This window comes from Paenibacillus sp. 37, assembly GCF_008386395.1.
GTDB lineage: Bacteria > Bacillota > Bacilli > Paenibacillales > Paenibacillaceae > Paenibacillus > Paenibacillus amylolyticus_B.
Window position 1 is genome coordinate 52,339 of the sequence record NZ_CP043761.1, and the last position, 21,404, is coordinate 73,742.

The 21,404-nt window shown below is 47.7% G+C and carries 20 protein-coding genes; all 20 read left to right on the plus strand.

The features are described from left to right. Positions 1–64: 64 nt before the first annotated feature. The 20 genes from mazG to cysK all read left to right on the plus strand — a co-directional run bounded on the left by mazG (position 65) and on the right by cysK (position 21,292). Positions 65–1,558 carry a bifunctional methyltransferase/pyrophosphohydrolase YabN gene (gene mazG, locus F0220_RS00245; protein WP_105602445.1) on the plus strand — a complete coding sequence of 498 codons (1,494 nt, stop codon included), beginning with the start codon at positions 65–67 and terminating at the stop codon, positions 1,556–1,558. A 308-nt stretch (positions 1,559–1,866) separates the two neighbouring features. Next, the gene (locus F0220_RS00250; RefSeq protein WP_017691362.1) at positions 1,867–2,139 is read left to right on the plus strand and encodes an HU family DNA-binding protein; all 273 of its coding nucleotides are present in this window, start codon (positions 1,867–1,869) and stop codon (positions 2,137–2,139) included. Then, positions 2,139–2,417, plus strand: coding sequence for an RNA-binding S4 domain-containing protein (locus F0220_RS00255; protein ID WP_017691361.1), 279 nt, complete (start codon positions 2,139–2,141; stop codon positions 2,415–2,417). Before F0220_RS00250 ends, F0220_RS00255 begins: the two co-directional genes overlap by 1 nt. 174 nt (positions 2,418–2,591) lie before the next feature. Next, complete coding sequence (gene yabP / locus F0220_RS00260; RefSeq protein ID WP_105602444.1) at positions 2,592–2,876, plus strand: sporulation protein YabP; 285 nt, start codon at positions 2,592–2,594, stop codon at positions 2,874–2,876. Further along, on the plus strand, positions 2,873–3,442 hold the full coding sequence (gene yabQ / locus F0220_RS00265; protein WP_105602442.1) for a spore cortex biosynthesis protein YabQ: 570 nt from the start codon (positions 2,873–2,875) through the stop codon (positions 3,440–3,442). Before yabP ends, yabQ begins: the two co-directional genes overlap by 4 nt. 11 nt (positions 3,443–3,453) lie before the next feature. Next, positions 3,454–3,789 carry an FtsB family cell division protein gene (locus tag F0220_RS00270; RefSeq protein WP_017691358.1) on the plus strand — a complete coding sequence of 112 codons (336 nt, stop codon included), beginning with the start codon at positions 3,454–3,456 and terminating at the stop codon, positions 3,787–3,789. A 198-nt stretch (positions 3,790–3,987) separates the two neighbouring features. Further along, the gene (locus F0220_RS00275; protein WP_017691357.1) at positions 3,988–4,518 is read left to right on the plus strand and encodes a S1 domain-containing RNA-binding protein; all 531 of its coding nucleotides are present in this window, start codon (positions 3,988–3,990) and stop codon (positions 4,516–4,518) included. A gap of 473 nt (positions 4,519–4,991) precedes the next feature. After that, positions 4,992–7,499 carry a stage II sporulation protein E gene (gene spoIIE, locus F0220_RS00280; protein ID WP_179198589.1) on the plus strand — a complete coding sequence of 836 codons (2,508 nt, stop codon included), beginning with the start codon at positions 4,992–4,994 and terminating at the stop codon, positions 7,497–7,499. A gap of 85 nt (positions 7,500–7,584) precedes the next feature. Then, positions 7,585–8,337 (plus strand): VWA domain-containing protein, encoded by a 753-nt coding sequence (locus F0220_RS00285; protein WP_091018321.1) that lies wholly within the window; start codon positions 7,585–7,587, stop codon positions 8,335–8,337. Next, the gene (locus F0220_RS00290) at positions 8,321–9,268 is read left to right on the plus strand and encodes a serine/threonine protein kinase (RefSeq protein WP_105602440.1); all 948 of its coding nucleotides are present in this window, start codon (positions 8,321–8,323) and stop codon (positions 9,266–9,268) included. The genes F0220_RS00285 and F0220_RS00290 overlap by 17 nt, the downstream gene beginning before the upstream one ends. Positions 9,269–9,312: 44 nt before the next feature. Beyond that, positions 9,313–10,752 (plus strand): tRNA lysidine(34) synthetase TilS, encoded by a 1,440-nt coding sequence (tilS, locus tag F0220_RS00295; protein WP_105602439.1) that lies wholly within the window; start codon positions 9,313–9,315, stop codon positions 10,750–10,752. A gap of 52 nt (positions 10,753–10,804) precedes the next feature. Further along, positions 10,805–11,344, plus strand: coding sequence for a hypoxanthine phosphoribosyltransferase (hpt, locus tag F0220_RS00300; RefSeq protein WP_017691352.1), 540 nt, complete (start codon positions 10,805–10,807; stop codon positions 11,342–11,344). A 100-nt stretch (positions 11,345–11,444) separates the two neighbouring features. Next, positions 11,445–13,490 carry an ATP-dependent zinc metalloprotease FtsH gene (gene ftsH, locus F0220_RS00305; RefSeq protein WP_036606115.1) on the plus strand — a complete coding sequence of 682 codons (2,046 nt, stop codon included), beginning with the start codon at positions 11,445–11,447 and terminating at the stop codon, positions 13,488–13,490. Between the two features lie 298 nt (positions 13,491–13,788). Continuing rightward, complete coding sequence (gene nadA, locus F0220_RS00310; RefSeq protein ID WP_036606114.1) at positions 13,789–14,727, plus strand: quinolinate synthase NadA; 939 nt, start codon at positions 13,789–13,791, stop codon at positions 14,725–14,727. Between the two features lie 35 nt (positions 14,728–14,762). After that, positions 14,763–16,397, plus strand: coding sequence for an L-aspartate oxidase (nadB, locus tag F0220_RS00315; protein ID WP_105602437.1), 1,635 nt, complete (start codon positions 14,763–14,765; stop codon positions 16,395–16,397). Then, entirely contained in the window at positions 16,394–17,260 is an 867-nt protein-coding gene (nadC, locus tag F0220_RS00320) for a carboxylating nicotinate-nucleotide diphosphorylase (protein WP_105602436.1), read from the plus strand. The genes nadB and nadC overlap by 4 nt, the downstream gene beginning before the upstream one ends. A 6-nt stretch (positions 17,261–17,266) precedes the next feature. Then, a complete protein-coding gene (locus F0220_RS00325; protein ID WP_026081372.1) occupies positions 17,267–18,037 on the plus strand; it encodes a type III pantothenate kinase in 771 nt (256 codons plus the stop codon). A 73-nt stretch (positions 18,038–18,110) separates the two neighbouring features. Beyond that, positions 18,111–19,031 (plus strand): Hsp33 family molecular chaperone HslO, encoded by a 921-nt coding sequence (gene hslO, locus F0220_RS00330; RefSeq protein ID WP_047844508.1) that lies wholly within the window; start codon positions 18,111–18,113, stop codon positions 19,029–19,031. Positions 19,032–19,057: 26 nt separating this feature from the next. Then, positions 19,058–20,008 (plus strand): peptidyl-prolyl cis-trans isomerase, encoded by a 951-nt coding sequence (locus tag F0220_RS00335; protein ID WP_105602434.1) that lies wholly within the window; start codon positions 19,058–19,060, stop codon positions 20,006–20,008. 345 nt (positions 20,009–20,353) lie between these two features. After that, complete coding sequence (gene cysK, locus F0220_RS00340) at positions 20,354–21,292, plus strand: cysteine synthase A (RefSeq protein ID WP_036668448.1); 939 nt, start codon at positions 20,354–20,356, stop codon at positions 21,290–21,292. Positions 21,293–21,404: the final 112 nt, after the last annotated feature.

The window sequence follows — 21,404 nt, forward strand, 5'->3', positions numbered from 1 at the left end:
TTAGTCCTGTTCAGACACGATGATTATGAGCCTGGACAGGGTAGTCCGGATGGAGGTTTATGTAATGAGTGCAGCTTTAACCGTAGTGGGTCTTGGATCTGGAGATGCAGACCAACTGACCGTAGGTATTATCAAAAAAATGAAACAGGCAGCTACGCTGTATGTACGTACCCTGGATCATCCCGTATTGAATGATTTGAAGCAGGAGGGACTAGAGATGACATCATTTGATGGCATCTATGAGGCGAAGTCCTCCTTCCCCGAGGTGTATGATGAGATCGCGAATCAACTGATAGAAGCCGCTCGCAAGGGTGAGGCCGGAACGGAGATTGTGTATGCCGTACCCGGTCATCCGATGGTAGCAGAAGCAAGTGTACGCCTGCTCAAAGAACGTTGTCCACAGATGGGTATCTCATTGCGTGTCATGGGCGGGGAGAGCTTCCTAGATGAAGCTTTTATACGACTTGGATTCGATCCAATCGAAGGGTTTCAACTCCTGGATGCCAGCAGCCTGAACACAGAACTGGTACAACCACAGCTACATACGTTGATCGGACAAGTCTACGATGTGTTCACTGCTTCGGATGTGAAGCTATGCCTGATGGAGGTTTACCCGGATGATTATCCGGTATTTGTTGGTCACGCGTTGGGTGTACAGGACCAGGAGGTCATTCACAAGATTCCATTGCACGAACTGGACCGGATCGAAGGGTACGGCAATCTGTCACTGATCTATGTGCCGAAGAACAATGATGATGCCCTGCGTCGCAGATCCTTTGCGCGTTTACATGAGATCGTCAATATTCTTCGCAGTCCGGGTGGCTGTCCATGGGATCAGGAGCAGACGCATCAGTCCATCCGCAAAAACCTGATTGAAGAGACCTATGAGGTCATTGAGACGATCGATGAGGATGACCCCGACCATATGAAAGAAGAGCTGGGTGATCTGCTGCTGCAGATTTTATTGCACTCCCAGATGGAAGAAGAAGTGGGCACATTTAATGTGTATGATGTCATCGAAGGTTTGAATGATAAGCTAATCTTCCGCCATCCACATGTTTTTGGAGATAATCAGGCAGAAGATGCGAATGAAGCTCTTCAGAACTGGGAACAGATGAAGGCAGAGGAGAAGAAGCGCAAAGGCCAGGATCAGCAGAAGGTTTCCGTGTTGGATGGTATACCGCGTGACTTGCCTGCATTGATGAAGGGATACAAGTTACAGAAGAAAGCAGCCAAAGTAGGCTTTGACTGGGATGATGTTGAAGGTGTGTTTGCCAAGATCGAGGAAGAACTGGCGGAGTTGAAAGAAGCGGTGCAACAAGGCCAGTCTGCGGAAGAACGGAAGCTCGAACTGGGTGATTTATTATTCGCAGCTGCGAACGTTGCAAGATTCATCGATACGGACCCGGAAGAGGCGCTTGCTGCGACCAACCGCAAGTTCGTCGGGCGGTTCCAGTATATCGAGGAGCGTTTGCGTGAACAGGGAAGAACACCAGCAGATAGCAATGTAGAAGAGATGGAGCAATTCTGGCAGGATGCGAAGAAGGCAGGATTATAACGGGTTCAATTTTCTGGGAAAGCCAGATAACTTTATTCCATTCATGCTATGCAGTGTGTTATGATAATACGAACATGTGTTCATCTGTGTAAATTGGAGTTGGTGTTTAGCGACAGATGGTTTCGGGTACTGGTCTTAGACTGTTGCCTGCGGACCATCGACAAAAAGCTAAAAAAAGTCGCGGACCAAGGCAGGATTTCAGATACCAAGCCAGAATACATGTGTAGTGACCTAACGCGAATCAGCGGCAATCGATGCATTGTCAGGAATCGCAGATACTTTTTTTTCAATTTGGGAGGCTTTTAAAAATGAACAAAACAGATCTGATTAACAACATTTCAACCAAAAGTGGTTTGACTAAAAAAGACGTTGAGTCCGTATTGAACGGCTTTTTGGGAGAAATTACAGATGCACTTGCCAGCGGAGACAAAGTACAATTGATCGGCTTTGGCACTTTTGAGACCCGCAAACGTTCCGGTCGTACCGGACGTAACCCACAAACAGGGAATGAAATCGTGATTCCTGAGTCCACTGTTCCTGCATTCAAAGCAGGCAACAAACTTAAAGAAGCCGTAAAATAATGCGTCTTGATAAATTCCTGAAGGTCTCCCGGCTAATCAAACGCCGCACTGTGGCCAAGGACGTCTCTGAACAGGGACGTGTTCTGGTGAACGGACGTGAAGCAAAGCCCAGCGCCGCTGTCAAAGTGGGCGATGAGCTGACGGTTCAGTTCGGTCAGAAACTGGTCACCGTGAGGGTGGAACGAATTGCCGAGAGTACTAAGAAGGATGAGGCGAGCAGCCTCTACACCTTGGTGAAGGAAGAGCCGATCGCCAAGGATAACGGAATGAACTGGTAACAGTACATCTGGTTTTAAATATTCAATCAATGCAAGTTGAATCGAAACGTCCTTCTGTAACAGGGAAGGGCGTTTTTGTTTTTTTACTGGATACCGGGTTATTTGTTCAACAACGCTGGTTCTATTCCAACCTCCTCATCCATAAGCTAGGTGTAAGAAGGAGGGGTACATGCCATGGTTGAGCACGGTAAGGCCAAACAGCATCATCTGAGCATGCAGAATCGGAAACTGCTGGATCTGACGGGTGTCTCCAACGTGGAGAGCTTCGACAGTGAGGAATTTTTGCTGCAGACTGAACTTGGGCATCTGACCATCCGGGGGCACAATTTACATATCAAAAACCTGAGCCTGGAGGAAGGTCTCTTATCCATTGAAGGCACAGTTAGCTCTCTGCAATATCTGGACCCCGGTTCCCAGAACAAGAATAGTAAAGGCCTGTTTGGCAAGATGTTCCGATGAGTCCGGATACTCAATGGATCACATTGATGTGGATGCTTACTTCGGGGGTCGTGATGGGAATGGCCTACGACAGTTACCGGGTACTGTCCGGACAGCTGCGGTTTCCGAGATGGAGTATTCACACGCTCGATCTGTTGTACTGGGTTGCTTCCGCGCTGTTCGTTTTTCGGATGCTATACGCCGGAAACCACGGACAGTTGCGGTTTTATGTCTTTTTGGGGCTGATTATAGGGGTTTGCTTCTATTTTTGGCTTTTAAGTGTTACAACCCAGCGTTTTGTGGTAATGTTAATTAAACTCGCAAGAACGCTGATTCATTGGTGTGGACATATCCTTAACATCCTGATCGTTATGCCGGCTAAAGGAATTTATAAGTTAATTCGCGTATTATTCGGTTTTGTAATTGCGATACTATTATTCCTGGGCAGGCTGGTGCTGCAGTGTTTGGTACCTTTCGGCAAGTTGTTCCGCTGGATGTTTAGGCCGCTCCTGAAATATTGGGTAACGCCACGCTTCATGATCCGTGTGGGTACAAGAATTGCAGCGATATGGAAACGCTGGTTTTAAGGAGGTCCGTAATGGGTAAAACACCTGTGGGCAGATCAAAGGCTCCAACTAACCAAGGAAAATCTGCCGGTGCAAAAAGGCGCCTCATGCTTTGGATGACGTTTATGATTGTATTTGTAATATGGGCAGGATATACATTCCTTGTGCAGACTGCACAAATTTCGGACAAGAGTTCTCATCTGGCCACTCAGCAAGCTTCAAAGGAAGATACGTTGAAGAAGCTGGAACAGTTGAAGTACGAAGTCAGCCGGTTGAATGACCCTGAATACATAGGACAGCTGGCACGGAAAAAAGGATATTATCTTCCTGAGGAAACGCCGATCCAGGTTGAAGAGTCAGGGAACTGATGGAATTCGGTCTATTACCGAGCTAGGTTTGTTATCCGTGTGTCTGAAGCCGTTAAACCGGAAAAAATAGGCTCTCTGATGGGGTAGTGTTCAGTTGACCTTGGTTTATGGCATAAGGTATAATTACATTAGCGCAGCATTGATTTTGGCATTCAAAAAATCGGGTTGTATATTTTTAAGGGAGGATCATTTTATTCTATGGCAATTGAAGTGGGCACCAAGTTAGAGGGCAAGGTGACAGGAATCACGCATTTTGGAGCATTTGTGGATCTGTCAGGAGGTGTCACGGGTCTCGTTCACATCTCGGAAATCGCCGACAATTACGTCAAAGATGTCAACGACCACCTGAAGCTGAATGACCTCGTTACAGTGAAGGTTATCAACGTTGACAAGGATGGCAAGATCGGACTTTCCATTAAGCAAGCTGTTGACAAACCGGTTGAGCAACAAACCCAATCTAGACCCCCGAGAGCTCCTAGACCGGAACGCAGTGGAGGAGATCGCGAACGATTCAGCGGCGGAGGCCCAAGTGGTGGCCAAGGTCGTGGTGGTGGCGGCGGTGGATTTAACCGTGGTGACCGCGGAGGCCGTTCTTTCAAGCCCGCAGCAGGCAAACCTTCATTTGAGGATAAAATGTCACGCTTCCTGAAAGATAGTGAAGAGCGGATCTCTTCGCTTAAGAAGAACACAGAAGGCAAACGCGGAGGCCGTGGAGCTAAGCGTGTGTAATCTGTCACAACCTGATCTAAACATATAAGTAAAACCGTTAGCCTATGGGCTAACGGTTTTTTTGCGTTTCTTTCACAGATGAGTAGTTGTATAGCTTTTTTTGTAAGGTGAAGCTCCATATCCCCAGTTTTTCTGCACGGCAAAATGGAACCATAAGAACATTTGTCGTCTACCATTTTTTACCGACAGGTTTCCGTGGCATTCCACAGTTATCCTGCTCAAATGGTGGCGAGACCCAACCATCTCCGGTTCAAAATCAGACATTCCGTTTGTCGGAATCAAGTAGGGGAATGAATGAAACTACAATAAGGCCGGGGGGTTCGCTCCACCGCGCCAGGCTCGTTTCTTTTGTCGTAAACTTTTTGGACCCTGCCCACCTATTCTGACAAACTACGTCTTCTAATCTATCTATAATCAGAACCATCGAGAACGAAACACGAAAATTTAAATTAATCGAATGGGGTGCCTTGAGGATGATGGAAAAGTGGAATGTCATTCAATTTCCGGGAATGAAAGCAGGTAAAGGTGGTACGGAAGCTCGGGAGGAGCTGTCGGTACGTCTGAAACATTGGCTTGGCTCCCGCAAGGCTGTCCAGATGGTTGCTTCCCGCAAATGGGTACTGCTGCTTACGTTTATGGGTTTCCTGCTCGGAAAGGCGATGATTCTGAATGAGTTATCTCCCTTTGCCATTGCGTACTTTGCCGTAATTGCTTTCATGCGCAGGGATTACATCATTCCGGTAGGCGCTGCACTTCTCGCAGGCAGTCTCTTTGCACCGTTTCCAGTACCACTCATTGTTGCATCGGAGATCGCCATCTTTTATCTGCTCTTCCGCGGTCTGGAGTCATATGATCGTGCTGAATTATCTTATGCGCCAACGATGGTTTTTACGACTACATTTATGGTCAAATTATTCGCGGTTGTGATCGGGCCATCCTTCAGTTGGTACGCCATGCTGATGCTCACGATGGATTCCGTACTAAGCTTTGTGCTCACCCTTGTTTTTATACAAGCCATACCGATCTTCACCTACCGCAAAAAAAAGTTCAGCCTAAAGAACGAGGAGATCCTCTGCCTGATCATATTGCTCGCTTCCGTTATGACGGGAGCCGTAGGGTGGACCATTCAGTCTTTATCCGTCGAGCATATGCTCTCCCGTTATCTCATATTAATCTTTGCGCTGGTGGGTGGAGCCCCCCTGGGAGCCTCAGTTGGGGTTATTACCGGCTTGATTCTGAGTCTGGCTGACATGTCAGCGGTATATCAGATGAGCCTGCTTGCTTTTGCCGGGATGCTGGCGGGTATGCTTCGAGAGGGCAAACGTGCGGCGGTTGCACTGGGCATGCTACTGGGTTCGTCCATTCTATCCATATATCTGGGAGGACCGGGCGACGTTATGAACTCATTATGGGAGACGTGTGCAGCTATCGTACTATTCATGTTAACACCTAAAAGCCTGATGACGGCGATATCCAAATATGTACCGGGTACGCAGGATCATACGAAATCCCAGCATGAGTATGCCAAACGGATACGGGATATCACGGCAGAACGGGTAACCCGATTCTCGCAGGTATTCCGTCAATTGTCACGCAGCTTTGATCAGATGTCCGGGGCGGGTGAACAAGTACAGAAAGAAGGTGGAATGGATCATTTCATGAATGCGGTTGCCGAGGGCACATGTGCAAGCTGCTTCAAGCGTACACAATGCTGGGATGCAAAGTTTATTCAAACCTACAAATATATGACGGACGTGATGAGTACGATTGAAGCAAATCCGGAGATCTCAGGCAAGCAGATTCCAGTGGACTGGAACAGGGTGTGTGCGAAGCCGGAAGAGGTACTTGAAGTCATGCGTGCCCAGTATGGACTGCATCAACATAACATGCAATGGAAGCGTCAAATTATTGATAGCCGGCAACTGGTTGCAGAGCAATTGTCCGGTGTATCTCAGGTCATGGAGGACTTGGCCAAAGAAATTCAGCGGGAAAGTGATGAGATGGTGCAGCAGGAGGAGCAGATTCGGGACGCACTGGAGTCATTAGGCTTGTCCATTCACTCCATTGAGATCATCAATCTGGAAGCGGGCAACGTAGAGATTGAGATTGTACATGCATATACACGTGGATTCGATGAGTGTCGGAAAATGATAGCTCCGCTGATCTCGGATGTACTGGACGAGCATATTGCCGTCTTGCATGAGACCATGACCGATCCTCGTCAGGGACTGGCAACCGTCACGTTTGGTTCGGCCAAAACCTTCGAGGTTACCACGGGTGTTGCTGCCGCCGCAAAAGGGGGAGATGTGATGTCAGGCGACAGCTTCAGTACGGTTGAGTTAGGCAACGGTACATTTGCAGTGGCACTCAGTGATGGAATGGGCAATGGAGAACGGGCACGCATGGAGAGCAGCGCGGCGCTGAACATACTGGAGCAGTTGTTACAGTCCGGCATGGACGAGAAACTGGCGATCAAATCCGTGAACTCCGTTCTGATGCTGCGCTCCCCTGAAGAGATGTATGCCACAGTGGACATGGCACTGATTGATGAATATACGGCAGAGACAACGTTTATGAAAATCGGATCGACGCCAAGTTTTATCAAACGAGGACAGGAGGTTATTCAGGTTTCAGCCAGCAATTTGCCAATCGGTATTATTAAAGATATTGAAGTGGATTTGGTGACAGTACAGCTACAACCAGGGGATATCCTCATTATGATGACGGATGGCATCTATGATGCACCGGGGTATGCGGTGAACAAAGAGTTATGGATGAAACGGCTCATTCAAGAGATTGATACAGATGATCCACAAGATTTGGCCGATTGCCTGCTTGAAAGTGTCATAAGATATCAGCAGCATGAGATATTGGATGATATGACCGTCGTTGTTGGAAAAGTAGAGCATTTCCGCCCTGAATGGGCCACACTGCGTGTGCCTGGCATCAACCGAATGGAGCGTCCACGGACCGTCAGTTAATTGCATATTCTTCTGTTTGAAGTCTCTTCATTCTGGCAATGCTAGTCATAGAGTTGGAGAGTAACGAATAACGGAGGGATATCGGATGAAGCAAATCTTATTGATCACCGACGGTTGTTCCAATGTAGGACCAAGTCCGGTGCTGGCAGCGGCCGAAGCACAGGAAGAGGGAATTACGGTTAATGTGGTTGGTGTGATTGATTATGGAACCATTGGTGAGTTGGGCAGTCGGGAGATTGAGGATATTGCCAGAGCCGGAGGTGGAATCAGTCAAATTGTAGGTACACGGCAGCTTGCCCATACGATGCAGATGATGACAAGGAAAACGGTGGTTCAGACCATTCAGCAGGCGGTTAATAGAGAGTTAACACAAATTTTGGGAGAGAAGGAGCCCAAAACGGTAACCGATCTGGAGCCTGCACAACGCGCCCGGGTCGTGGAAGTGATGGATGATATGGCTGAAACTACAGCCTTACAGGTTATATTGCTAATAGACGTCAGTGCCAGCATGAAGCCCAAACTGGCTGCGGTGGAAGAAGGCATTCGTGATTTAATGTTAAGTTTGCAGGCGCGTATAGGTCAGAGCAAGCTTTCCGTATTTCATTTTCCGGGGCGACACAGTGGAGAAGATGCGGTAATGGATATTGACTGGACAACGGATCCGGGCCGTGTTCGGTCCCTGTTTGGAAGGTTGCAGATGAAGGGTGCAACGCCGACAGGTCCTGCAATTCAGAAGGTGATTGATTTTTACCGTTATGGTACACTGGAGAAACAGCAGGAAATAGAAGGGAACTATCGCATTGAAAGAGAAGGGATGCTCGGTGACAACGTTGTCTGACGCCTCTTTCCCGCCAGGAACCGTGGTTACAGGGAAATGGAATCGCAGTCGTTACACGATTCGGAAGCTACTGGGCAAAGGAGCCAATGGCATCGTTTTTCTTGTCCAACGGTGTGAAAATGGCAAACACTACGCGCTAAAAATGGGATTTGATCCGGTTGATCTGCAATCGGAAGTCAATGTGCTCAAATCTTTTCAACTACAGCGTAATCATGAGGCCCTTCGGCAGAGCGGCATTCCTTCCTATCTTAAAGATGTGGATGATTATGCCGTTCGTGGCCGGGATATTCCCTTTTATGTGATGCGTTACGTTCGAGGTGAGGCACTTCATCACTTCATTCGGCGTCAGGGGACAGACTGGACACTTCTGGTGGGACTTAGACTCTTGCAGAAGCTGGCACAATTGCATCAGGCGGGATGGGTATTTGGTGATCTCAAACCTCAGAATGTGTTGGTATCCGACTATGGGCAGGTGGAATTGATCGACTATGGCGGAGTTACGTCTATTGGTCGAAGCGTCAAACAGTTCACCGAATGGTATGATCGGGGCTTCTGGAATGCAGGCAGCCGTACGGCAGATGGTACCTATGATGTATTTGCATTTGCACTATTGTTGATTCATGTACTTGAAGCAGACGCGCTCAAGGCACTGGCAGCCGAAGGATTACCGCAACTGCGAAGTGTGAATCAGCTTGTAGCGCTGGTGGAACGCAGTGAACGACTGGGTCCTTTTCGCAATTGGACGAATCAGGCTTTACGAGGTCAGTTTCGTGATGCAGGTCATGCGGCACAAGGGTGGAAGGAAATGATGGCACGCCCCACGCCTCTCCGCCGTCGTTCCAAAAGTACAACACCGCGCTGGCTTAAAAACGCATTTGCTGTATCTGTGATATTACTTATTGGAGTGCTCATCTATGCACTACTTTTTTGATCTGTGAGAGTGCATATACATAACGCAAGGAATGAGGAACAGGTATGGAGGCTTTACGCTGGAACATGCTGGTGAAGAACGTGCTGGATGCAGCGGAAGAGCATCAGTTATGGGTTCCCGGGGATCGGATTGTCGTCGCAGTATCGGGCGGGCCGGACTCGGTAGCTTTTTTGCATATCATGCACGAGATCAGCAAGCGGCATGTGCCACTTGAATTGATCTGTGCCCACGTGCATCATGGCTTCCGGAGTGAATCTGATGACGAAGCGGAGAAAATGATGGAACTGGCACAGCAGCTTGGCATTGCATTTGAATGGACCAAGGCCGATGTACCTTCATATATGGAGCTTACGGGTCAAGGACCACAGGAAGCAGCCCGCAACAAGCGATATGCCTTTCTTCATGAAGTGGCTTCCAAATATAATGCAGCAAGCATCGCTTTGGCACATCATGCCGATGATCAGGCGGAGACGGTCATGCTTCATTTGCTTCGTGGAACCGGCTTGTCGGGACTCTCAGGAATGAAGTTTAAAAGACGAGAAAAAAATGTGGAACTTATTCGTCCATGCCTTCGTATAAACAAGACAGACCTTGTAGAAGCTTGTAATACCCAGGGTTTTATGTATTTCAATGATGAGAGCAACGCCCTGCGTAAATATCGGCGTAATGCCATTCGCTTGGATGTGCTTCCTTTTTTGGGGCAGTATAATGGACAACTCACGCCGTCATTGAATCGGCTTGCCGAAATTGTGGGTGATGAAGACGATTTCATGGAGCAGAGTGCACATGACACATACAGGTGTCTAGTGCAGGTGAACGGCGGAAGGCAAACCTTTGAGGTGCCTTCCTTCTTGAAGTTACATGTCGCTTTACAACGAAGGTTGATTAAACTAATATTGAATTATCTGCCTTTGGACAGTGATTTTGTCGACTTTACCCGTATAGAAACCATTCGGCACAAGGTCATGGAGACCCATGTGACGACCTGGAGCCTGGATATAGGACAGACACTCGCCTGCACTCGGGAGTATAATCTGATTTCTTTTGGCATACGGACGGACGTACAGGATCAATCTTACGAATATCGTCTTGCGCAATGGAGTGGAACTTATGAGCTTTCACTCACCCCAATTAACCGGCATATTCGGTTGATGACGGTGAGTCCCGAGGACTATCATGTACCGGAATCGGCGGATCAAGCCGCGTTTGATGCGGATCAACTGCTTATGCCGCTGGTTGTGCGTTCACGGTTACCTGGAGATACCATGAAAGTGATGGGATTAAACGGAAGCAAAAAGGTGAAAAATATTTTCATCGATGAGAAAATCCCCCCATCTGTCCGTCCACGTATTCCTGTGGTATGTGATGGAGCAGGTCATATCATCTGGTTACCGGGTGTTCGACGGTCCAATGTGGCTCCTGTCAGGGAGGGCACTTCCGCAATCCTGTACATGACTGTAGGCGATTCAGCGATTCAGGGGTAGTGGTTATGGTTCAGGTAAGGCTTTCATAGTATAACTTAGGAGGTTCGCACAGTTGCAGAACGACATTCAGGAAGTATTGATCAGTGAAGAAGAAATTCAGAGTAAAGTCAAGGAATTAGGCGCAACACTAAGTGCCGAATATGCAAATCGCAATCCTTTGGTCATTTGTGTGCTCAAGGGTGCGTTTATATTTATGGCTGATTTGGTTAAAAACATAACGGTACCTGTTGAAATGGATTTTATGGCGGTATCCAGTTATGGCGCTTCAACCAAGTCATCAGGTGTTGTCAAAATCATTAAGGATCTGGATGTATCCGTTGAAGGACGGGAAGTTCTGATTGTCGAAGATATTATCGACAGCGGACTTACACTCAGCTATCTGATTGAACTGCTAGAAAACCGCGGTGCCGAGTCGGTGCGTGTGGTTACGCTGTTCGACAAGCCTTCAGGCCGTAAAGTTGAGTTAGAAGCTCATTACACAGGCTTTGACATTCCTGACGCGTTCATCGTTGGTTACGGTTTGGATTTTGCGGAGAAGTACCGGAACCTGCCCTATATCGGGATTTTGAAGCCGGAAGTCTATAGTAGCTAATATCCTGCCCGACCCAAGCCTTGAGCTGTTCTTGGCTTCTGTTGAGAAGCCATGTCGGGCTATGTTAAAATAATTAAAGTGTCTCGAGAGGAGGTAGGGGATGAATCGGTTCATCCGGAATTCTGGTTTTTATTTGATTCTTTTTTTAGTTGTGGTGGGGATAGTCCAGTTCGTCAGCAATGGCGGCGAAGCCACCGATAATCCTAGATATGATCAGTTGCGTGCAGCGATCAAAGCCAACAATGTCTCTGAATTGACGGTTCAATTCAACGGTCAAACGTATCTCGTGACCGGTCAATACAAGAAGGCACCTGATGGCGCCAAATCAGAAAATTTCTCAACGTATATTCCTCCTACGGATGAGGCAATTAGTGAGCTTGTAGCTGCAAGTGAAACTAACAATTTCCAATATCATCAGGAGCCAATGAAAGGTGACAGCATCTGGTTGACGTTGCTGACTTCCTTTATTCCTTTGATCATTATGTTCCTGCTGTTCTTCTTCCTGTTTAATCAGGCTCAAGGCGGCGGCGGTAAAGTAATGAACTTTGGTAAAAGCCGTGCTCGTCTCTACAACGAAGAGAAGAAGCGGGTTACATTTGAAGATGTTGCGGGTGCTGACGAAGAGAAACAGGAACTTGTTGAGGTTGTAGACTTCCTCAAGGACCCTCGTAAATTCGCAGCTGTAGGTGCACGGATTCCTAAGGGCGTGTTGCTCGTAGGGCCTCCAGGTACCGGTAAAACATTGCTCGCTCGTGCCGTAGCCGGTGAAGCGGGTGTACCATTCTTCACTATTTCAGGTTCCGACTTCGTGGAAATGTTTGTCGGTGTCGGTGCATCACGTGTACGTGATTTGTTTGAAAATGCGAAGAAAAATGCCCCATGTATCATCTTTATCGATGAGATTGATGCTGTAGGACGTCAGCGTGGTGCTGGTCTCGGTGGTGGTCACGATGAACGTGAACAGACACTCAACCAGTTGCTCGTTGAGATGGACGGATTCGGAGTTAACGAAGGTATTATCATCATAGCCGCAACGAACCGTGCAGATATTTTGGACCCTGCCTTGCTGCGTCCTGGACGTTTTGACCGTCAAATTACGGTTGACCGCCCTGACGTAAGAGGTCGTGAAGCTGTCCTGAAAGTACATTCCCGTAATAAACCACTGACCAAAGATGTGAAGATGGATATCATCGCGAAGCGTACAACAGGTTTCTCTGGTGCGGATTTGGAGAATCTCTTGAACGAAGCGGCATTGCTTGCAGCGCGTCGTAACCGTAAAGATATTTCCATGAAGGAAGTTGACGAAGCGATTGACCGTGTCATCGTTGGTACGGAGAAGAAAAGTCGTGTCATCAGTGATCGCGAGAAACGAATCGTTGCTTATCACGAAGCAGGTCATACCATTGTAGGATACTTCCTCGAACATGCTGATATGGTACATAAAGTGACCATTATTCCGCGCGGACGTGCGGGTGGATATGTAATCATGTTGCCAAAAGAAGACCGTATGCTGGTTACCAAGCAGGAATTGCTGGATAAAGTAACCGGACTTCTCGGGGGTCGTGTAGCTGAAGAATTGTTCATCGGAGAAATTGGGACTGGTGCATACAGTGACTTCCAGCAAGCGACAGGTATTGTTCGCAGCATGGTTATGGAATACGGTATGAGTGAGAAATTGGGACCTATGCAATTCGGAAGTTCACAAGGACAGGTATTCCTTGGTCGGGATATCGGTCATGAACAGAATTACTCGGATTCCATTGCTTACGAGATTGATCAGGAAATGCAACGCTTTATCAATGACTGTTATGAGAAGTGTAAGGACTTGCTTGTTAAACATTCAAAAGAGATGCACCTGATCGCTCAAACTTTGCTTGAGGTAGAGACTTTGGAAATGGATCAGATCAAGCAATTGATCGAAACAGGTTCTTTGACTCCAAAAGCAGAGAATGACAATGATGGTGAAGGCACACCAACTGAAGGCGGAGAGCCAATCATCGACACCATCGGTGATGTGCGTGTTCGTATTCAAGGTAAAGATGAAACGCCTGAGCCACCAGCCGGAGATATTCCAAACGAAGCTCCGAATCTGGAAAAGGGTAATAACAATAACCCGGATGATGGCGGAACTAAGCCAACGTCTTAATGCACAATACATCTGGCTATGATAGCAGGTGAAATCAAGAGAGCCCTCGAGGCTCTCTTTTTTTATCCATTATTTTAAAAGAGGATAGATAAAGATAAACGGGAGTTAGATGGCGAACCAGTTAGCAAACAGGTGGTTACAGCGCTGTTCCGGGCCTTTTTCATTTATTGACAGAGTCGTGAACGTTGTGTAAATTAGTTGTTAAACCGCTTGTGATTCGTTTCTCAAGCGAAGATAACGACTAGGTTAGCCCACGAAACAGCGCATGACGCTGTCCCGATAAAGGAGAGGATCACAGGTGGAAGCTCTGGCTTTAGAGCGCAAGGCTGAGATGAACCGCGAGCTGCGTGAGCGGCTTATGGTGTTGAAGAAGGAACGAAATGCCATTATTCTTGCCCATTATTATCAACGTGACGAAGTACAGGAGGTTGCCGACTTCCGTGGAGATTCATTTCTGTTAGCCCAGAAGGCAGCACAGACAGATGCGGATGTGATCGTTTTCTGTGGTGTTCATTTTATGGGTGAAAGCGCTAAAATTCTGGCGCCAAATAAAACAGTTATTATCCCGGACGAACGTGCGGGCTGCCCAATGGCAGATATGGTGAATGTGGATGGACTACGCAAATTGAAAGCACAACATCCTAATGCCAAGGTAGTTACGTATATCAATTCCTCGGCTGAGATCAAAGCAGAGACTGACATCTGTTGTACATCGGCGAACGCAGTCCGGGTTATTCAATCGGTGGATTCCGACGAAATTATCTGGGTACCGGATAAAAACCTGGGACATTATGTGCAGCAGCATACAGACAAGAAAATGATTATCTGGGAAGGTTACTGCAACACTCACGATATGCTCACAGTCAAAGATGTGGTGGAGATGAGAGCCAAGCATCCAAATGCAGAGTTTGTTGTCCATCCAGAGTGTCGCCCTGAGGTTGTAGAGATGGGTGATTTTGTAGGCAGCACAACAGCTATTCTGGAGTATTGCAAAAATTCATCAGCGAAGGAATTTATCGTAGGTACCGAAGATGGTACAGGATATCAGCTTCGTCTGGATAGTCCGGATAAACAGTTCCACTTTGCTACCAAGTTCCTCGTATGTCCCAACATGAAGGTGAACAACTTGAAGAAACTGGTGAAATGCCTGGAAACGATGAAGCCGCAAATCTACGTGCCACCGGCCGTTGCCGACAAAGCCAGAGAATCACTAGAGCGCATGTTGTTGGTAAAGTAGGATGCGCTACTCTTGCTCCAAGACAGGTGAATAACATGATACCGCAATATTTAGTTGATTTTGATCTGTCTGCGCTACCCATGGTAGAGACGGATGTACTGGTTATAGGCTCAGGAATTGCTGGTTTGTTTACCGCCATTAAGGCAAGTGAACAACAACGTGTATTAATGATCACGAAGAAGTCTTTACTTGAAAGTAACACCAGATATGCGCAGGGAGGCATCGCTGCGGTTATTGCTGAGGATGATTCACCTGCTTACCACTTGCAGGACACACTTGTAGCAGGAGCGGGCTTATGCCGCTCCGAAGCGGTAGAGGTATTGGTGAATGAGGGTCCGGACGGAGTGAAGGAACTGATTCGTTTGGGTACTTTATTTGATCTGGAGAACGGCGAGTTGGCGTTGACGCAGGAAGGTGCGCATAGCCACCGCCGTATTTTGCATGCCAACGGAGATGCAACAGGATATGAGATTGTACGTGCGCTTGCTGTTGAAGTGAATGAACATCCCGGGATTGAAGTATGGGATGAGCATTTTGTTGTTGACCTGATTACAGATCGAGATCGAGGGGAATGCATTGGCGCTCTGGTTCAGAAGGATGACGGATCCCAAGTGTTCGTTAAGGCACAGGCAACTGTTCTTTGCTCTGGTGGTGCAGGACAACTGTACCGATACACGACGAATCCGGATGTAGCTACTGCCGATGGTGTAGCCATGGCCTATCGGGCTGGGGCTATTGTTCGTGATATGGAATTTATCCAGTTCCACCCCACCTCTCTATGTTACCCGGGGGCCCCACGTTTCCTTGTGTCAGAAGCCGTACGCGGTGAAGGGGCATATTTGCGCAATGTGAAGGGCGAGCGCTTCATGGATCGTTATCATGCCCAGCTTGAACTGGCCCCACGCGATATCGTGGCACGAGCGATTGTTAGTGAGATGGAGTCCACCAACAGTACCTTTGTGTACTTGGACATTACACATGAACAGCCAGAGATGATCAAGCACCGATTCCCTACCATATATGAGACTTGTATGCGTTATGGATTAGACATGACAACGGACTGGATTCCCGTTGCACCTGCTGCCCATTACATGATGGGTGGGGTGAAAACAGATCTTAGTGGAGAGAGCAGCATCTCCCGATTATTTGCTTGTGGCGAGGTGTCTTCTACAGGAGTGCATGGAGCAAACCGCCTGGCAAGCAATTCTTTATCAGAAGCGATTGTATTTGGGCGGAGAATTGTTGATCGTATTCAATCTCTCCCTCCGCTTGGTTTATTACAAGGGGTTGCGCCTTCATCTGTGGACATGAATAACAAGATCAATAAGATCATGGAAGAGCAAAAACCTATATCCGAAAGACGTTTACGACTACAGAAAATGATGGTTCGTCAGGTAGGGTTGCGCCGGAATGGTGAGGACCTGCAGAAGGCCATGGACAAGCTGCAACAGGAATTGCAATTTTTTGATCAGACACTCACTCATAAGGAAGAGCTGGAGTATGCCAACCTTCTGACCTGTGCCTGGTTAGTTACCAGCGGTGCATTACATCGCGAGGAGAGTCGTGGGGCTCACTATCGTGAGGATTTTCCGGCACGTGATGATATCGTGTGGCAGAAGCATAGCCTGCAGCAGCGAGAACAAGCGATTGTGGAGGAATTGATGTCATGATAATGAATGGATATAATGAAGGACTTATCGAATCAATCAAAAACTGGCTTCGTGAAGATGTTGGTGCAGGTGACGTTACAACAAGTGCGACGATCCCGGCAGGCAACCAATCCAAGGCCATTATACACGCCAAAGACAATGGTATTATTGCAGGCATGACCGTGGCTGAACTTGTGTTTCAGGTCGTTGATCCTGATCTTGTATTTACACCGAAGGTAACAGACGGAGAGAGGGTTACCCATGGCACGATTTTGGCCGAGGTAGAGGGAAGTACACATTCACTGCTTACAGGGGAACGACTGGCACTTAACTTGCTGCAACGTATGTCCGGAATAGCTACGCGTACGCGTGCCTACGTGGATATTCTGGATGGTCTTGAGACCAGACTCGTGGATACACGTAAGACAACGCCGGGCCACCGATTACTTGAGAAGTATGCAGTGCGCGTGGGTGGCGGAGCGAATCATCGATTTGGACTGTACGATGCCGTTATGATTAAGGATAACCACATTAAGGGTGCAGGCGGAATCACCGAGGCGGTACAGCGTGCGCGAACTGTTATCCCACATACGATGACGATTGAAGTGGAGACTGAAAATCTGGAGCAGGTGAGAGAAGCCTTGCAAGCCGGGGCAGATATCATTATGCTGGATAACATGCATCCAGAGCGGATGCGTGAAGCGGTTGAACTTATTCGTGAACAGGCTCCTCATGTGAAGGTTGAAGCATCCGGTAACGTGTCTCTTCAGACCATTCGTGGTATTGCAGAGAGTGGTGTGGATGTAATTTCGGTTGGCAGGTTAACCTATTCCTTTGAGAGCCTGGATATTAGTCTGGATTTAAATGAAAAGAAAGAGGGGTGAACCTCTTTGATTCTAGTTGTAGACGTGGGGAACAGCAATATGGTGCTCGGCGTATATCAAGGCCGGGAATTGCTGCACCACTTTCGTCTGAGTACATCACGTCAGTCAACAGTGGATGAATACGGCGTATTGATTTATAATTTATTTCATATGTCCGGCATCAGGGCAAGTGACATCGAAGGTGTCATCATCTCATCTGTGGTTCCGCCACTGGTGAATGTAATCGAAGCGATGTGTGAGAAGTATGTAGGCAAAAAAGCTTTGCTCGTTGGACCTGGTATCAAAACTGGCCTGAATCTGCGATACGAGAACCCTCGTGAAGTGGGTGCAGATCGTATTGTTAATGCAGTGGCAGCCGTTGAGAAGTATGGCGGCCCTCTCGTCGTGGTCGATTTCGGTACTGCAACGACCTTTGACTGTATTGACGAGAAAGGCCACTATCTGGGGGGAGCTATTGTACCTGGCATTCAGATTGCCACTGAAGCGCTCTATGAGCGGGCATCCAAGTTGCCTCGTATAGAGCTGGAGAAACCTAAAAAGGTCATTGGCCGTAATACTATTCATGCCATGCAAGCGGGTATTATATTTGGCTATGCAGGCCAGGTAGATGGTATTGTAGAACGTATTCGCGAGGAGATGGGAGCGAAGCCCCGAGTTATCGCGACGGGTGGTCTCGCTACACTTATCGCAGAAGAAACCCGTAGTATAGAGGAAGTTGATCCGCTGCTTACGCTTGAAGGGCTGCGTATTATATATGAGCGGAACCGGGAAAGGTGAGCATAGAGACGGCATACAGCGGGCTGAGATTACAGCTTAAGTGTTGTGCCGTTTTTTCTGTGTTACAACTATTATGGCGATACGCCAAAGGAGGCTGAATGACTTGGAAAACAACAACAAGCATGACCGGTTAATTCGTGGTACAGCAATGAATGGAAAGGTAAGAGCCTTTGCTATCCAGACTACGGAACTGGTTGAGGAACTACGCAGAAGACACGATACGTTTCCCACGGCTACAGCTGCCATGGGGCGTACGGTTACAACAGCAGCCATTATGGGTGCAATGCTCAAAGGTGAAGAGAAGTTAACGGTACAAGTCAACGGTGATGGGCCCATTGGACAGATTGTAGCGGATGCCAATGCGAAAGGCGAAGTACGAGGATATGTTTCTAATCCGCATGTACATTTGCCAAGTAATAGTGTGGGAAAACTGGACGTTGCAGGCGCAGTTGGAACGGAAGGTTTCATCAACATAACGAAGGATTTGGGACTGAAAGAGCCATATCGTGGCAGTGTGCCTATTATTTCAGGAGAACTGGGCGAAGACTTCACTTACTACTTTGCGCAATCGGAGCAAACACCTTCTGCTGTAGGCGTTGGTGTGCTCGTTGATACGGATAATTCCGTTATTGTCTCAGGTGGATTCATTATGCAGCTGTTGCCGGGATTGACAGATCCAGAGATCACGGCGATCGAAAATGCCATTAGTACGCTGCCGCCAGTGACGACTTTGCTGGAGCAGGGGCTTGAGTTGGAAGAGTTGCTTCGCCGATTGTTGCCAGATGTACAAGTGATGGAAGGACTGGATATTCATTTTAGCTGTGAGTGTTCACGTGAGCGAGTAGAGAAGACGCTGATCAGCCTGGGCCAAACGGAGATGGAGCAATTAATTGAAGAAGAGGGCCAGGCTGAAGTGGTCTGCCAATTCTGTAATGAAGCCTATGACTTTAACAAAGAACAACTTGAGACCATCCTAGAGCAAGCCAAGAACTGATCTATGCGGGGACGGGATGATGCGGAATGACAAGACAGGAAAAAGGGTTGTGGACGGCTGTAATTGTCTTGACGTTAGGCATGCTGGTCATGGGTACAGTGATGGCTATGCATGGTCTCAGACAGGGCAAAGACGAGGCAGATGCATCCCATGATGCCAATACGGAAGAAGGAAGCGCCGTAGCGACGATCAACGGAGAAGTTATCACGGACAAAGAGTGGACCGATGCGCTGAAACGACGTTACGGCAGTGAGTTATTACTCCAGATGTTAAACCGTAAAGCAGTATTTGCCGAAGCAATTGAACGCAAGCTGATCGTCACTCCCCAAGAGATTGCAAGAGAACTTGCCGCCGCGATGGATGGGTACGATTCAGAGAAATCATATTTTGACGAAATGAAGTCTCAATTGGGCCTGTCAAAACAGGAACTTGAATTGGAAGCCGGCTACAGGCTGCTGCTTGAGAAAATCGCAACGATTGGCATACAGATCAAGGATGCAGATATTGAGCATTACTGGACTGAACACCGTGAGGATTACGTTTCCCCCGAGAAATATGACTTGTCCATCATCGTAGTGAAGGAAGAAGAAGAGGCGGATTCCTTACTGGATTCGTTGGAGAAGGGACAAGACTTTGAAGAAGCTGCTCGTAGTCAATCGACGGACAGCTTCTCTCGTGATGCTGGTGGCAGGCTGGGATGGATTGAGCGGAATGATCCATTCCAGTCAGAAGAAATCCTTCAACTTGCTGCGGGGCTGGATGTAGGCGATGTTGCCGGACCGGTTCGAGTGGAAGAAGGTTATGTTATTATCAGACTTAATGATAAAGAAGAACGCCAGGTGCAGTCGGCCGAAGAGGTCCGTGAGGAGATTCGAATGCAACTGGCTCTGAGTCAGGCTGACCCGTTGCCGCAAGTAGAGCAAATGCTGCGTAACAAGTATGAAGCCGTAATCCTGTCCGAGATTCCTGCCTCCTGAATTCAATGGAGAAGATTGTATAGTACTGCTGCATCTTGATAAAAATACTCTGTCTGCGGTCTTAGGGCCAAAGGCAGAGTATTTTTTTTGAGTACTCATATTGACAATAAGGGTTAACGTTGATAAGATGAAAATAATAAATACCTACTCGTTTACTCGGATATAAAAGATTTATTTATGAACAAAGAAACTTTCGGAAACCTCCGCCCTGTCTAGAAATCTTAGCAGTAAGGGATGGGATCAACAGGATTTCCGCAGTTCTTCTATAACAGCTAGAGGCTACCGGCCGCACAGTATAGGTTAACAGGACTCAAGTTTTATTCATCCACTAAGGAGGGCATTCATATGGCTAAAGTAGTTAATAACGTAACAGAACTCATCGGAGGTACTCCGCTTGTTCGTCTGAACCGTATCGTACCTGAAGGCAGTGCTGAAGTATTCGTGAAGCTGGAGTACCAGAATCCAGGTTCAAGCGTGAAAGACCGTATCGCAATTAGCATTGTGGAAGAAGCGGAAAAAGAAGGCAAGCTGAAACCGGGTGATACCATTATTGAAGCAACAAGTGGTAACACGGGAATTGGACTCGCGATGGTGGCTGCAGCCAAAGGCTACAAGTCCGTTATTGTAATGCCTGAGACGATGAGCTTGGAGCGTCGTAACTTGCTTCGTGCGTATGGTGCTGAGCTTGTGCTTACACCTGGAGCTGAAGGTATGAATGGTGCTGTTAAAAAAGCCGAAGAACTGCTGAAAGAAAACCCTTCCTATTTCATGGCTGAGCAATTTAAAAATAAAGCCAACGTGAAGATCCACCGTGAAACGACTGGCCCTGAGATTGTTGAAGCAATTCAATCTGTAGGCGGTACGTTGGATGCTTTCGTTGCAGGAATCGGTACAGGTGGAACAATTACAGGTACAGGCGAAGTGCTGAAAGAAGCTTTCGCTGGTATTAAAATTGTTGCGGTTGAGCCAGCAGCTTCGCCAATTCTGGCGGGCGGCAAACCAGGACCACATAAGATCCAGGGGATTGGTGCCAACTTTATTCCTGAGATTCTGGATCAGGAAATCTATGATGAGATCATTCACATTGAGAATGATGATGCATTCGAGACGGCTCGTCAGGTAGCGAAGGAAGAGGGCATTCTGTCTGGTATTTCTTCCGGTGCGGCGATCCGTGCAGGTCTTCAGGTAGCGAAACAGTTGGGTGAAGGCAAGCGCGTTGTCGTAATCGTGCCAAGTAACGGCGAACGTTACCTCAGCACACCGCTTTACAACTTCGAAGGCTAAGTCTACAAATGACAAAACCAATCCTCCTTGCCCGTATGACGGGTATGGAGGATTTTTGGCGTAATGCTTTTAAAAGGGGCGGCGCTTTAGTATACTATCAGACAATAGAACT